Annotated in this window: 15 protein-coding genes and 1 pseudogene; 2 read left to right on the top strand and 14 right to left on the bottom strand. The window is 68.1% G+C overall.

Annotated features, from left to right (window positions below):
• The 11 genes and pseudogenes from HYU53_15210 to HYU53_15160 form a co-directional block, all read right to left on the bottom strand.
• On the bottom strand, positions 1-732 hold the full coding sequence (locus HYU53_15210; GenBank protein MBI2222543.1) for a sulfite exporter TauE/SafE family protein: 732 nt from the start codon (positions 730-732) through the stop codon (positions 1-3).
• Positions 732-869 (bottom strand): hypothetical protein, encoded by a 138-nt coding sequence (locus HYU53_15205; protein MBI2222542.1) that lies wholly within the window; start codon positions 867-869, stop codon positions 732-734. Before HYU53_15205 ends, HYU53_15210 begins: the two co-directional genes overlap by 1 nt.
• Entirely contained in the window at positions 866-2,353 is a 1,488-nt protein-coding gene (locus HYU53_15200; GenBank protein ID MBI2222541.1) for a DUF853 family protein, read from the bottom strand. The genes HYU53_15205 and HYU53_15200 overlap by 4 nt, the downstream gene beginning before the upstream one ends.
• 8 nt (positions 2,354-2,361) lie before the next feature.
• Positions 2,362-2,853: a ferritin gene (locus HYU53_15195; GenBank protein MBI2222540.1), complete on the bottom strand. Its 492-nt coding sequence runs from the start codon at positions 2,851-2,853 to the stop codon at positions 2,362-2,364.
• A 107-nt stretch (positions 2,854-2,960) separates the two neighbouring features.
• Positions 2,961-3,524, bottom strand: coding sequence for a class I SAM-dependent methyltransferase (locus HYU53_15190; protein ID MBI2222539.1), 564 nt, complete (start codon positions 3,522-3,524; stop codon positions 2,961-2,963).
• Positions 3,525-3,590: 66 nt separating this feature from the next.
• A pseudogene (locus tag HYU53_15185) lies at positions 3,591-4,070 on the bottom strand (GNAT family N-acetyltransferase).
• Positions 4,070-4,456 carry a DUF488 family protein gene (locus tag HYU53_15180; GenBank protein ID MBI2222538.1) on the bottom strand — a complete coding sequence of 129 codons (387 nt, stop codon included), beginning with the start codon at positions 4,454-4,456 and terminating at the stop codon, positions 4,070-4,072. The pseudogene HYU53_15185 and the gene HYU53_15180 overlap by 1 nt, the downstream one beginning before the upstream one ends.
• Before the next feature lie 11 nt (positions 4,457-4,467).
• Positions 4,468-5,994, bottom strand: coding sequence for an MFS transporter (locus HYU53_15175; GenBank protein MBI2222537.1), 1,527 nt, complete (start codon positions 5,992-5,994; stop codon positions 4,468-4,470).
• Between the two features lie 50 nt (positions 5,995-6,044).
• Positions 6,045-7,322, bottom strand: coding sequence for an aminopeptidase (locus HYU53_15170; GenBank protein ID MBI2222536.1), 1,278 nt, complete (start codon positions 7,320-7,322; stop codon positions 6,045-6,047).
• A 47-nt stretch (positions 7,323-7,369) separates the two neighbouring features.
• Positions 7,370-7,876 carry an isoprenylcysteine carboxylmethyltransferase family protein gene (locus HYU53_15165; protein MBI2222535.1) on the bottom strand — a complete coding sequence of 169 codons (507 nt, stop codon included), beginning with the start codon at positions 7,874-7,876 and terminating at the stop codon, positions 7,370-7,372.
• Positions 7,873-8,304 (bottom strand): hypothetical protein, encoded by a 432-nt coding sequence (locus tag HYU53_15160; GenBank protein MBI2222534.1) that lies wholly within the window; start codon positions 8,302-8,304, stop codon positions 7,873-7,875. The genes HYU53_15165 and HYU53_15160 overlap by 4 nt, the downstream gene beginning before the upstream one ends.
• A gap of 300 nt (positions 8,305-8,604) precedes the next feature.
• On the opposite strand from HYU53_15160, the gene HYU53_15155 reads away from it, so the two are divergent.
• Both HYU53_15155 and HYU53_15150 read left to right on the top strand, forming a co-directional pair.
• Positions 8,605-8,799 carry a DNA-binding protein gene (locus HYU53_15155; protein ID MBI2222533.1) on the top strand — a complete coding sequence of 65 codons (195 nt, stop codon included), beginning with the start codon at positions 8,605-8,607 and terminating at the stop codon, positions 8,797-8,799.
• Positions 8,796-9,188 carry a type II toxin-antitoxin system death-on-curing family toxin gene (locus tag HYU53_15150; GenBank protein ID MBI2222532.1) on the top strand — a complete coding sequence of 131 codons (393 nt, stop codon included), beginning with the start codon at positions 8,796-8,798 and terminating at the stop codon, positions 9,186-9,188. The genes HYU53_15155 and HYU53_15150 overlap by 4 nt, the downstream gene beginning before the upstream one ends.
• A gap of 168 nt (positions 9,189-9,356) precedes the next feature.
• Here the strand turns inward: HYU53_15150 and HYU53_15145 are convergent, their stop codons facing one another.
• The 3 genes from HYU53_15145 to HYU53_15135 all read right to left on the bottom strand — a co-directional run.
• Complete coding sequence (locus tag HYU53_15145) at positions 9,357-10,151, bottom strand: inositol phosphorylceramide synthase (GenBank protein MBI2222531.1); 795 nt, start codon at positions 10,149-10,151, stop codon at positions 9,357-9,359.
• 14 nt (positions 10,152-10,165) lie between these two features.
• On the bottom strand, positions 10,166-10,366 hold the full coding sequence (locus HYU53_15140; GenBank protein ID MBI2222530.1) for a hypothetical protein: 201 nt from the start codon (positions 10,364-10,366) through the stop codon (positions 10,166-10,168).
• Between the two features lie 101 nt (positions 10,367-10,467).
• Positions 10,468-13,522, bottom strand: a 3,055-nt coding sequence (locus tag HYU53_15135) for a DNA-directed RNA polymerase subunit beta' (GenBank protein ID MBI2222529.1), incomplete at its 5' end; no start/stop codon positions are given.

Genomic DNA, 13,522 nt, shown 5'->3' with positions numbered 1-13,522 from the left:
TCACGTGAGCAGCGCGCGAAGGCTCAGCGCGATCACGATCAGGCCGACGAGGACGCCGAACGGTTTGTGCGGGATGCGCGTGCACGCCCAGGCGCCGATCGGCGCGGCGACCAGCCCGCCGAGCGCCAGCCCGACGATGATCGGCCAGTTCCCCAGCCCCAGCATCACGATGAAGACCGCTGAGGCCGCCAGCGTCACGAAGAACTCGACGGCGTTCACGCTGCCGATGGTGAGCCGCACGTCGTTGCCGCGCGCGATGAGCGTGCTCGCCACGATCGGTCCCCATCCGCCGCCGCCCATCGCGTCGAGCAGCGCGCCGCCGAAGCCAAGCGGAGCCAGATGGGTGGTCACCACGCGCGGTGGAAATTCCCGGAAGGCCTTGAGCACGATCACACCGCCCATCACCAGCAGGTACGCCGAGACGTACGGCCTCAACGCGTCTCCGGGGAAGCTGCTCAGGATGTACGCGCCGGCGGCCGCGCCGAGGACGCCTGGAAGCAGCAGCCGCCGGAAGAGCGATCGATTGACGTTCCCGAACGCGTGATGCGCCGCCGCCGATGCCCCGGTGGTAAAGCACTCGGCCGCATGGACGGTGGCGCTCGCCACCGCCGGCGGCACGCCGAACGACAGCAGCAGGCTGGAGGCCGTCACGCCATACGCCATTCCCAGCGTGCCGTCGATCACCTGCGCCGCGAATCCCGCGGCGACGTACAACCAGAACAGGTCGGGCATTATGACGACACGACGAGCGATGGCCGCTCGAGATCGAGCAGCAGCTTCCCTTCGGTGACGTGCTCGCGCCTGATGAAGATGCGCAGCTCGAAATGCGTGGCGCGCTCGTTATAGAGGATGCGCTCGGACGGACTCACCGGCGTCGCGTGCCTCCCAGCAGGCCTCCGAAGATCCCTCGGAGGATCTGCCGGCCGATTTGTCCGCCGACGGTGCGCGCCGCCTGCTTGGCCATCGTCTCCACCATCCCCTGGCGGCGTTTCGTGCCCCAGAGCATGTCGGCGACGGGCCCCCGGCCCTCGCTCGGAGGGTGAGAGGTCTGCGGCGCCGGAGGAAAGGGTCCGCGGGGGGCGCCGGCGCGCCGCGTCAGGATCTCGTAGGCCGACTCGCGGTTGACCGGCGTCTCGTACTTGCCGCGGACCGGGCTCCGCGACACGACCGCGGCACGCTCCTCCGCCGTGATGGCGCCAATCCGCGCGCGCGGCGGGGCGATCAGCGCCCGCTCGACGGCGGAGGGCACCCCGTTCTCCTGGAGCGTGGACACGAGCGCCTCGCCGACACCAAGCTGCGAGATCACCTGGGCGACATCCAGCTTCGGGTTCGGCACGAACGTCTCGGCCGCCGTTCGCACGGCCTTCTGATCGCGCGGCGTGTAGGCGCGCAGCGCGTGCTGGATGCGGTTCCCGAGCTGTCCGAGAATCTCGTTGGGCACGTCGTCGGGAAACTGCGAGCAGAAGTACACGCCGACGCCCTTCGACCGGATGATGCGCACGACCTGTTCGACCCTCTCCCGCAGGGCCGCCGGCGCATCGTCGAAGAGCAGGTGCGATTCGTCGAAGAAGAACACGAGTCGGGGCGTGTCCGGGTCGCCGATTTCCGGCAGGTTCTCGAACAGCTCCGAGAGGAGCCACAGCAGGAACGTCGCGTAGAGCCGCGGCTTCAGGATCAGTTGATCTGCCGCGAGGATGTTGATGATGCCGCGACCGCTGAGATCGGTTCGCAGCAGGTCGGCCAGTTCGAGCGCCGGCTCACCGAACAACGCCTCGCCACCGTCGCGCTCGAGCGTGAGCAGCGCGCGCTGGATGGCGGCGACCGGCTGCGTGCTGACCAACCCGTACTCGCTCGAGATCGCCTTGCGGTGATCGGCAACGAAGGTCAGCAGCACGCGAAGGTCATCGAGATCGAGCAGCAACAGCCCCCGGTCATCGGCGAGCTTGAAGGCGATCTCGAGCACGCCGGCCTGCGTGTCGTTCAGCTGGAGGATTCGCCCCAGCAGCGCGGGGCCGATCTCGCTGACGGTCGTCCGCACCGGGTGCCCGGACTTGCCGTACAGATCCCAGAAGACGACGGGGCTGGCTTCGGGCGTATAGCCGGAGATGCCGACCTCAGCGGCGCGCCGCAGGATCCTGTCGTTCGCGGCGCCCGGCATCGCGAGACCCGCGACGTCCCCCTTCACGTCCGCGATGAAGATCGGCACGCCGAGGCGTGAGAAGCCCTCGGCGAGCACCAGCAGCGAGACGGTCTTGCCGGTGCCCGTCGCGCCGGCCACCAGCCCATGGCGGTTGCCGTACTTCGGAAGCAGGTGGACCTGGCGCTCGCCCTTGCCGATCAGGATGTGGGACACGGGCGGCGTCAGGCCTTGTCGACGTGGACCAGGTACGCCTCGACCATCAACAGGTTCCGCTCGCCCGACTGCCGGATCACGCCGAGCAGGCGATCCATCTTCACGACTTCCTCGAGCTGTTCGTCGACGAACCACTGCAGGAAGCCCTGCGCAATGTAGTCGTTCTGCTTGACGGCGAGGTCCATGAGCGCCGCGACCTGCTTGGTGACTTCCTGCTCCCAGGCGAGCGCGGCCTGCACGGCGTCCTCGGCGGACGCAAAGGTGGGCGTCGGGGGAGGAATCGGCGGGATCTGCAGATCCCCCTTCGTGTCCAGCACGTACTTCACGAACTTCATCGCGTGCTGCCGCTCTTCCTCGGCCTGGTCGAAGAACAGCTTCGCCAGCAGCTGCAGCTGGCGCTGCTGGAAGTGCGCGGCAATGCTCACGTACTGCATGCTGGCGCCGAATTCGTGTCCGATCTGCTGGTTGAAGGCCTTCGCGAGCTCTCGGCTGATTAGCACGGCACTCTCCCGGATAGGTGATGCGTCAGGGCAATTATGACCTGTCTGGCGAACGAATGCCTACGGGGCGTCGAATTCGGGCCTGGAGCCTGGCTCCTCGGTCCGAATCAGACTCGACCTGTCGCCGGCCTGGCGGCGTCGAAGTAATGATTGTCTCCTTCGTCGTCGTACTCGCTGACGAGCACGAGCCCGGCTTCCGCGATCACCGCCTTGTAGGTATCCGCCCCCAGCGAGACGGACGTGCGGCCGGTCGAGATGTCAGGCCAGGTGAACGCCTGCGCGGGGGCCGTGAAGAGGAAGCGGCCGCCGGAATTGAGCGCGCGCGCGACCCGATGGATCACGTGGCGCTGCGTGTCGGCCGGCAGCAGAAACATCAGGCCCCACGCGAGCGCGCCGTCGAATGTCCGCCCAAAAAGGGCTGACTCTTCGGCGGCCTCGCAGGCGATCGGTGCAGTCGGGAACCGGCTCCGAAAGGCTGCGGCCAGGCTGGGAGCGGCCTCAACGCCGTAGACCGCCAGGCCCTCATCCATCAGCGCTTCGCTGATCGGCACGCCGGAACCGCAGCCCAGGTCGAGAATCGACCCGCCTTTTGGAATCGACTGCGCCCACGCGCGAACCGTCGCCACGCCAATGGTCGACTTCGCGCGGTGCTCGGCGAATTCCCGGGCCACGGCCTCCCAGCCGGTCGATCGCTCCATGCCGCCTGTGAGTTCCTTGTAGAAGATCACCGCGGCGTGCGGAGTTCTTCCGTCCGTGTCGAGGGCGTACCGCGGGATCGTGCCCGCGTGGGTCCAGCCCAGGCGGCGATACAGGCGCTCGGCCGCCTCCCCACGCTTCGCGTCCAGCGTCAGAAGGGTAAACCCGGCGGCCCGGGCCGCGTCCTCAACCGTTCGCATCAGCTGAGTGCCCAGGCCCGCGCGGCGGGTCCGGCGATGCACCAGCAACTTGGCGATCTCCGCGCGATGCGGCTGGTTGGGCGCCCACGCGGGATGGAGCTGAACGGTACCGGCGATGCCTTCCGTGTCGCGGGCGACCAGGAAGATGGCGCGGGGATCGGAGGCAGACAGGGTCCTTCGCCACCACGCTTCGGCGCGCTCGAGGGGGAGAGGCGCGAGGAAGCTCACCGCGGCGCCGGACTCGACCGCGTCAACCAGGAGCCGGGCGAGGTCCCGAATGTCGGCGTCGCCGGCCGGCAGATGGAGTCGCTCGATCACGATCAGGCCAGGATCGCGCCGTGTTCCTTCAACAGCGCCTTCAGCACGGACCGGTGGCAGCGCGCTTGGTCCGCGCAGTAGCAACCGACCGAGAGATTCGTCCGGTGCGAGAGCGCGGCCAGCAGCGCGAGGAGCCGAGCCGCCTCCGGGCGTTTCATTTCGGCGCGGTACCGCTGCGCGAATGACCGCCACGCGCGATCGTCGGCCGCACCGTGTGCCTGCTTGACGAGCGCCTCCGATGGCGCCAGGTCTGGAAGCCAGACGTCGTAGAAGTCGCGCGAGGCATGCTCCGACTTGGGCACGCCGCGCGGCGGACGACGAACCGTCCCGAGACGCAGGCCCTCACCGGCCGCTCGAGGGCTTCCCAGACGCACGACACGAATGGCCATCGCGCTCCCCCCTATTCCACCGCCTCGCCGATCGCCCCGTGGCGGGCCGCCACCACCGCCGCGACGAACAGCCCGCCGAACACCGTGAAGACGACAATCCCGAACAGCTGCACCCAGTCCGTGATCGCCACCGGCCGCGCGACCCGCCACATCGCGCCCGCCAGATCGAAGGGCGCGTTCGCCTCTCGCATGGTCTTGAGTGCCGCGAGGAGCGCGGTGAGGACGAAGACCGAGGCGCCGATGAGAAGCCCTCCGATGAGGCCGCGCGCGGCCAGGGCCGCCGCGGCGAGCGGCCGCGCCGCGCGTACGGGCTCCACGGTGAAGTGCGGCTCGCGAACGCCGATCGGCACGAAGCGCGCGAGCATCACCAGCCCCGGAATCCCGAACACCATCGTGGACAGGAAGAACGTCGGCCACCCGATCGCATCCACGACGAAACCGGTGACCGGGCCGGCAATCAGGCGCGGCAGCGCAAACAGGCTCGAGAACAAGGCGTACTGCGTCGCGGAAAATCGCTTCTGCGTGATGCGCAGGAGCAGGACGGAGAAGGCGCCCGTGCCGAGCCCTGATGTCAGCAGCTCGAAACTGGTCGCGGCGTACATCATCGGCAGGCTGGGCCCATCGGTGCGCGACAGGAGGAAATAGCCGACGTTGGAGAACACCTGGAGGAACCCGAAGACCCACAGCGAGTGCCCGAGTCCTGCCAGTGTTGTCACCCACCCGCCGACGAATGCGCCGACGATGGTCGCGACCATGCCGACCGTGGCGAGCGCGATGCCGCGATGATCCGCGGTGTAGCCCATGTCGATCAGGAACGGACGCGTCAGCGCCTGCGCGAGCTGGTCGGCGAACTTGTAGAGGAGCACGAACGCCAGGATCTCGAGCGCGCGATGCCGCGCGAGAAAGCCGAGGAAGGGATGCCAGATCGCGTCGCCAAGCGATCGCGGAGCGACCGCCTCCTCCTCCGGATCGGGCGCCTTCCAGGTCAGGATCAGCACGGGAATGTACACGAGCGCCAGCAGCACGTTCACCGCCGGCCACCCGATGCGCCCGGCAAGCGTGATCGCGGCGCCGCCCGAGACCACCATCGCCGCGCGGTACATCGCCGTGCGCGCGCCGATCACGGCGCCCTGTTCTTCCGTGTGCTCGTGGAGGACGTCGACCGTGTAGGCGTCGTACGCGATGTCCTGCGACGCGGATGCGAGCGCGATCCCGAGCGCGATGGCGCCGACCACCCAGATCGCGTCGGGATGGTGGCCGACGCCGGCCAGCGCGAGGCCGAGCGCGGCAAGCGCGATCTGCGTGACCGCCATCCAGCCACGTCGTCGTCCCCAGAACGGGGGGACGTAGCGATCCATCAGCGGCGACCAGACGGCCTTGAAGGCCCACGGCGCCTGCGCGAGCGTGAACAGCCCCACCACGCGGATGTCCACGCCGATGTCGCGCATCCAGTCGGGGATGGAGTACCAGACGAGGCCGAGCGGCAGGCCCGAGGAGAAGGACAGCAGCGCGACGGCGGCGGTGCGCCACGAACGCATGGCGCGCGCGAGGCTCGCCAAGGCGCCGCCCGTGCCGGCGTGAGGTGCAGTCACCGTGACAGTGTGCCCGATAACGCGGCGGCCCACTCGCCCGAACGCATCAGGGGCTCGGACGTGCCGTCGGGCAGCACGCCGTTCACGTCGAGTTCGGCCGACCCGATCATGAAGTCCACGTGCACCGCGCTGCGGTTGCCACCCTCGTTCTCGAACGCCTCGTCGGTCATCTCCTCGCCGCCGGCCATCGTGAACTTGTAAGCGGCGCCGAGCGCGACATGGCTCGCCGCGTTTTCATCGAACAGCGTCGTGTAGAACAGCAGGCCGGATTGCGAGATCGGCGAGCCGTGGGGAACGAGCGCGACCTCGCCGAGCCGCGCGGCGCCCTCGTCGGTGGACAGCAGCTGCCGGAGCACGGACTCTCCTTTCTCGGCGGTCGCGCGCACCGCGCGCCCCGCCTCGAACTCGAGGCGGAACTTCTCGATGACGGTGCTGCCGTAGCTGAGCGGCCTCGAGGAAGAGACGACGCCGTCCACGCGATCCTTGTGGGGCATCGTGAAGACTTCTTCCGTGGGCAGATTCGGCGCGAAGGGGATGCCGTTCCGGCTGGGAGACTGGCCGCTGACCCACGCGTGGCCGGGCGGCAGCCCGATGCGCAGCCTGGTCTGCGGACCTTCATATTCGAGCGCGATGTACTGCTTCCGGTTCAGAAAGTCCCTGCGCGCCGCCAGCGCCTTCAAGTGCGCGCGCCAGGCCTCGACCGGATCCGGCTGATCGAGCCGGCACAGCCGCGCGATCGTGTCCCAGAGCCGCTCGACCGCGCCGTCCGGCTGCAGCTCGGGAAACACGCGGCGGGCCCACGCGGGCGAGGGGGCCGCGACGACCGTCCAGTTCGTCTCGTTGCGCGAGAGCAGCTCGCGGAACGGGCGGACGGCCAGCGCCGTCGCCTGCTGGACGGCGCTGACGCGGGCCGGCGGCTCGGCGCTGAGGTGATCGGGATCGTTGGCGAAGACCGATACGATGGCGTGGCCCGCCGCCGCGTGTTCGGTGAGTGCGCCGGGGAGCCACGCGGAAAACGCCTCGAAGGACTCGCGTGGCGCGCTGCGGAACCGTGCGAGCTGCAGCGGCTCGTCGCCCCAGATCGCCTCCACGAGCGGCGCGCCGGCACGATACGCGCTCTCGGCAATGCGCCGGACGAGAGGCGCCGCGTCAAGCGAGACGCCGCCGTTGGCCAGCGGCCCGATGACGAGCAGCCGTTGGCCCGCACGCAGGTTCAGTCCCACGCGGACGACCAGCTCCGCGTACGCATCAAGGATGTGTTCGATGTCGGCCATGCAAGCTGAATCGTACCAGAGAAGCGCCCGGCCGGGGTGAGATGGCGCTAGTACAGAAACGGCACGAGCTTGCGGACGCGGCGCCGATAGTCTCCATACTCGGGGAACTCCTGCTCGAGTCGCCGTTCTTCGGAGCGCGACTTGATGTCGAGGAAGATCAGCAGCACGAGCGCGTAACCGACGGTCAGCCAACCCTGCCGCAAGAGCGCCCACCCAAACGCGAGGAGGATGCCGCCGCTGTAAATCGGATGGCGAACGAACCGGTACGCGCCGGTCTGGACGAGCGTCGCGTCGCGTTTCGGATGCGGCAGCGGCGTCAGGTTGTCCCCCAGCGCGGATGCGCCGGCCGTGAAGACCGCGCCGCCGATGACGATCAGCGCCGCGCCGGCGTACGCGGCAAGTGCGGGAAACGGGAACGGCCGCTGCGGCCACCCGCCGACCCTCGTCGGCCCGAAGAACACCAGCCCCATCAATGCGAACTGGATGACGACGAGCCACTCGCCGCGCGTGCCTTTCCACCACGGATCGTGGAGCGTGCCCCGGTGGCTGTTCATGAGCGCCGGCCCCGTTCCCATTCCGCGATCGGCTCGCGAACGGTTTTGAAGAGCGGGGGCGCGGATGGCGCGTGCCCGGTGTCGTCTGGAAACCGCGGCGTGACCCGCCGGCGTTTCAGCTTCGACGCCAGATGCTCCCACTCGAACTCCAGCTGGCCGCGCGTGACCGGCAGGCGTCCTTTGACACGGCTGCGACCCAGCTTCGACCGGTCGAACCGGCACCCACGCCGTTCGGCCTCGTCGCAGATCGCGCGCAGGTACGTGTCGATGCACGCGATGGGCCTGGGATGCGTGCGGAAGCGCGCGAGCTGAGGATGCCGCCGGTAGCCGCGCGTCGCGGCGCCCAGCACCGCTCGCGCGAGCAGCCCCTCGCGCCAGCAGCGCCCGATCTCGACGCCGGAAGACCAGGCGCCCGCGATGACAGACAGCCCAAAGAAGAAGGGAGGAATCAAGAATCGGAACTGTCGCTCGTCGCCCACGCGTCCCCTCCAATCCGCCTAGACACAATGACCACGGCTCCCCCGCGCCGGCCACGATCACCGGGAGCCGCAACGGCGAGGACGAGCGCGGCCGCAAAGAATATTCCCATGAGAAGACGAAACACGCGCTTTCAGAGTGGATCCGTCGTCCGATCGTCTTTCGCAATCCACTCGAAACCGGCCTCACGCAGCACGTGCGCCGGCTGCAAGCGCTTGTGAGACGGCGTCCCTCGCGATACAGTACTGACCATGAAGCTGGCCTTCGAGATCCCCGCAGGGCAGGCCGACAGGCTCCGAGCCGAAGCTGAGCGACTCGGGCTCGCACCCGAGGATCTGGTGCGGGCCGCACTGACGGACCTGCTTGCCACGCCGGACACCGAATTCCAGGCGGTCGCGAACCGAGTGCTCGCGAAGAACCGCGAACTGTACAAGCGCCTGGCCTGATGCGCTACCTGACGCTCGGTGAAGTCGTTGCACTCCACCGGGCGATTCTCGCAGAGACCGGCTGTGCCACCGGTATTCGAGACCTGGCTGCCCTCGAATCTGCCCTCGCTCAGCCGAGAGTCACGTTCGCCGGCTGTGACCTTCACCCGAGCCTTCCCGCCAAAGCTGCCGCCTTGGGCTTTTCAATTGCGCTGAACCATCCCTTTCTGGACGGCAACAAGCGGGTCGCTCACGCCGCAATGGAAGTCTTCCTGAATCTCAACGGCCTCGCGCTGATCGCCGACATAGACGACCAGGAGCGCCTCATGCTGGACTTGGCGTCCGCTCGTTTGACGCGCTCTGATCTCGAACAGTGGCTCGACCAGCACACCAGTCCGACAGCCCGCTGATTCAACCGTCTAACGTCTGCGGCTCGGTAACAGGCGATCGCCCGTTCGTTACCGAGCCGAACGTTGAGACGAACGCGTTCGAATCCGAAAAGTGGCCCCGGCCTCGATCAGTTCCTTGAGAAACGAGAGATCCCCTGGCGCCGCGGCTGCTCCGCGGCAAAGTGCCCTTCACGGTCCAAACGTAAAGTGCGTCTCACCGCCCCAGAGGTAAGCGAGCCAGGACGCCGCGAGGCCCACCGCGGCGATTGCGCCGACGCACAGTGCGAGGGCCGGCGCGACCCGCCGGTCGAACTCGGGAATCCGGCCGGAAGGGTATCCGCGCAGAAAGATGCCGTAGGCGACCATGGCCAGGAAACCGCCCGCGACGACATCCAACACGTAGTGCTGCTTCGTGAACAGCGTGGAGACGGCGACCAGTGTCGCAAACATCGTGGCGATGATTCCGAGGCGGCGATGCACGCGGGAGCATGCCAGCGCAGAGACGAGGGAATGCGCCACATGGAGGGACGGAAAGCAATTGTACGGAGGATCCGATGAATAGAGGGCACGCAGGCCCCAGACGCCGAATCCTTCCCCGATCACCGTGTCGGGCCGCGGTGCCGCGGTCGGATAGACCACGAAGAAGAAGACGTATGCCGTGATCCAGATCAGCAAGTAGGCGTTGACCGTGCGCCGGATCAGCTCGTCCCCTCGAATGACAAAGATGGGAAGCAGGATAAGGAACAGGTACAGCGTTCCGTAGGGAATCGCCCAGGACGGAACCAGAGGCACGGCGCGATCGAGCGCCAGTTCGGGGATGTATCTCGTTTGGGGCGGCAGGAACGCGGGAATCAGGACATAGAAGGGGACCATGGCCGCCAGCAGCACCATCGACACCGGCACGCGGTATGGGCGCGCCAGCGATCGCCTGACCATTCCCCAGCGGGGATTGGTGGGAGGAGCTTCGCCTGGAAGTTGGTTCATCTCGGAAAGAAGGCCTACTCCGGCGCGGGCCGCCGCGCCGCGAACGCTGCCTCGAGACGCGCGGCTTGCGCCGGCACATGGCAGATGCCCATCAGGTGCAGCGCGCCGTAGCGGTTGCCCGCGGCTACGCCGAGGTGGTTGCTGCCTCCCTCGCCATCGCTCGCTCCTGCACCACCGCACGTCGCACGTCGCACGCCGCACGTCGCACGTCGCACGCCGCACGTCGCACGCCGCACGCCGCACGTCGCACGTGAGCGCGGTGGCCCAGGAGCTGTGCGCCCCTGGGCCTTTGCGGCTTGTCTTTGACTGGCTGGTGTTACTCCGCCACCTCGTCGCGCCCGAAGCTCTCCTCGGCCTCCACGAGATACTCCATCTCGCGTTCGAGCTCCAGCTCCTCGGGCGACGGCGCCGGCGGGGGCGGCGGCTCGTCGTGCGGGATGCGCACGTGCTTGTAGTACTCGAAGCCGGTGCCCGCCGGGATGAGCCGGCCCATCGTGACGTTCTCCTTGAGCCCGCGCAGGTAGTCCACCTTGCCGGCAATCGACGCCTCGGTGAGCACGCGCGTGGTCTCCTGGAACGACGCCGCGGAGATGAACGAGTCGGTGGAGAGCGACGCCTTCGTGATCCCGAGCAGCATCGGCCGCCCCTGCGCCGGGCGCCCGCCCGCCGCGATCACGCGCTCGTTCTCCTCGAGGAAGCGGAAGCGGTCCACCTGCTCGTCGACGAGGAACTCCGTGTCGCCGACGTCCTCGATCTTCACCCACCGCATCATCTGCCGGACGATGACCTCGATGTGCTTGTCGTTGATGTTCACGCCCTGCAGCCGGTAGACCTCCTGGATCTCGTTGACGAGATACGCGTGCAGCGCCTTCTCGCCGAGGACCGCCAGGATGTCGTGCGGGTTGCTCGGGCCGTCCATCAGCGGCTCGCCCGCGCGCACGCGGTCGCCCTCCTGCACGTTCACGTGCACGCCGCGCGGCAGCGAGTACTCCCGCTGGTCGGCGCCGGGCTCGTCTGGCACCACGATGATCCGCCGCTGCCCCTTGACGATGCCGCCGAGCCTCACGATGCCGTCGATCTCCGAGATCACGGCGGTCTCGCGCGGCTTGCGCGCCTCGAACAGCTCCACCACGCGCGGCAGGCCGCCCGTGATGTCCTTGGTCTTCGTCGTCTCGCGCGGGATCTTGGCGAGGACGTCGCCGGCGAACACCTGCTCGCCGTCCTGCACCATCAGGTGCGCGTGCGACGGCATGTGGTACTTCCGGGCGACCTTGCCCGCCTTGTCGCGGATTTCAATCAGCGGCTGCTTCTTGTCGTCCGGCGAGTCGATGATGATGAGCCGCGAGAGGCCCGTCACTTCGTCGACTTCCTCGTGCACCGTCATGCCCTCGACGATGTCCTTGAACTTGACCGTGCCTTCCTCCTCCGTGAGGATGGAGAACGTGTACGGATCCCATTCGACGAGGACCTGGCCCTGCTCGACCGTCTGCCCGTCGTTCACCTTCAGGCGCGCGCCGTAGACGATCGGGTACCGCTCGCGGTCGCGCCCCTTCGAGTCCTGGATGACCAGCGACCCGGTGCGGTTCATGACGACGAGCGTGCCCTTCTGCGTGGCCTCCATGTCGCGCTTGGCCTCGACCACCTTCAGGTTCTGGAAGTGGACGGAGCCCTCGTGCTTCGCCTCGAGGGTGGACTGCTCCGACACGCGCGACGCCGCGCCGCCGATGTGGAACGTCCGCATCGTGAGCTGCGTGCCCGGCTCGCCGATTGACTGCGCCGCGATGACGCCGGACGCCAGGCCCAGCTCCACCAGGCGGCCGGTCGCGAGATCGCGCCCGTAGCACTTCGCGCACACGCCCCGCCGCGAGGCGCACGTGAGCACGGAGCGGATGCGCACCTTCTCGATGCCCGCATCCTGGACGACGGTCGCCTTCTCCTCGTCGATCTCGTCGTTGGCCTCGACGAGCACCTCGCCGCTGAACGGATCCGAGATCCGCTCCAGCGCGACGCGCCCGACGATGCGGTCGCGCAGCGGCTCGATAATCTCGCCGCTCTCCACGATCGCCCGGGCGTCGATGCCGTCCATCGTGCCGCAGTCGATCTCCTGCACGATGACGTCCTGCGCCACGTCCACCAGGCGCCGCGTGAGGTAGCCCGAGTCCGCCGTCTTGAGCGCCGTGTCGGCGAGGCCCTTGCGCGCGCCGTTGGTCGAGATGAAGTACTGGAGCACCGTCAGCCCCTCACGGAAGTTCGACGTGATGGGCGTCTCGATGATCTCCCCCGACGGCTTGGCCATCAGGCCGCGCATGCCGGCGAGCTGGCGGATCTGCTGCTTGCTGCCCCGCGCGCCCGAGTCCGCCATGATGTAGACCGGGTTGAACGAGCGGCCGCTGCGGTCCGCCTCCTGCATCTCGCTGAACATCTCGTCGGCGACCTTCTCGGTGGCCTCCGACCAGATGGCGATGACCTTGTTGTAGCGCTCGCCGTTGGTGATCGCCCCTTCGAGGTACTGCCCCTCGACCTTGATCACCTCGTCTCGCGCGCGGTCCACGACCGCGGCCTTCTCCGACGGGATGACCAGGTCGTCGATGCCGATCGACAGGCCCGAGCGCGTCGCATACGTGAAGCCGAGCGACTTCAGGCTGTCGAGCATCTCGACGGTCTTCTCGAGGCCGAACCGCAGGTAGCAGTACTGCACGAGCTGCTGGAGCCCCTTCTTCTTCAGCAGGCCGTTCACGTACGGCATGACCCTCGGCAGCGCGTCGTTGAAGATGACGCGGCCCACCGTCGTGTTGATGATCTTCCGATCGACCGGGCGCGCCTCGGCGTACTGCACCCCCTGGTCGTCGCGGGCGACGGTCAGGTCGATCAGCTCGCCCGTCCACCGCAGGCGGATGGGCGTCAGCATCTCCACTTCCCCCGCCTCGAGCGCGAGGATGACATCGTCCACCGTGCCGAACGCGCGCCCTTCCCCCTTCGCCCCCTGCTTGGCCTTCGTCATGTAGTAGCAGCCGAGGACGATGTCCTGCGACGGCACCGCGATCGGCGCGCCGTTGGCGGGCGAGAGGACGTTGTTCGACGACATCATCAGCACCGAGGCCTCGATCTGCGCCTCGGGCGAGAGCGGGATGTGCACCGCCATCTGGTCGCCGTCGAAGTCGGCGTTGAACGCCGTGCAGACGAGCGGGTGGATGCGGATCGCCTTGCCCTCGACCAGCACCGGCTCGAACGCCTGGATGCCCAGGCGGTGCAGCGTCGGCGCGCGGTTGAGCAGCACCGGGTGCTCGCGGATGACTTCCTCGAGCACGTCCCACACCTCGGGGCGCTGCAGCTCGACCCACTCCTTCGCCTGCTTGATCGTCTGGACCAGG

The sequence above is a fragment of the Acidobacteriota bacterium genome (assembly GCA_016184105.1).
Taxonomy (GTDB): Bacteria; Acidobacteriota; Vicinamibacteria; order Vicinamibacterales; family 2-12-FULL-66-21; genus JACPDI01.
The sequence above is the reverse complement of the archived record's forward strand: the minus strand, read 5'-3'. Positions and strand labels throughout refer to the sequence as shown.

What these genes read in the sequence shown, in the direction of transcription:
- HYU53_15210 (MBI2222543.1), bottom strand. Translation starts at nt 732, where the DNA reads ATGCCCGACCTGTTCTGGTTGTACGTCGCCGCGGGATTCGCGGCGCAG.
- HYU53_15180 (MBI2222538.1), bottom strand. Translation starts at nt 4,456, where the DNA reads ATGGCCATTCGTGTCGTGCGTCTGGGAAGCCCTCGAGCGGCCGGTGAG.
- HYU53_15175 (MBI2222537.1), bottom strand. Translation starts at nt 5,994, where the DNA reads ATGCGTTCGTGGCGCACCGCCGCCGTCGCGCTGCTGTCCTTCTCCTCG.
- HYU53_15170 (MBI2222536.1), bottom strand. Translation starts at nt 7,322, where the DNA reads ATGGCCGACATCGAACACATCCTTGATGCGTACGCGGAGCTGGTCGTC.
- HYU53_15165 (MBI2222535.1), bottom strand. Translation starts at nt 7,876, where the DNA reads ATGAACAGCCACCGGGGCACGCTCCACGATCCGTGGTGGAAAGGCACG.
- HYU53_15155 (MBI2222533.1), top strand. Translation starts at nt 8,605, where the DNA reads ATGAAGCTGGCCTTCGAGATCCCCGCAGGGCAGGCCGACAGGCTCCGA.
- HYU53_15145 (MBI2222531.1), bottom strand. Translation starts at nt 10,151, where the DNA reads ATGAACCAACTTCCAGGCGAAGCTCCTCCCACCAATCCCCGCTGGGGA.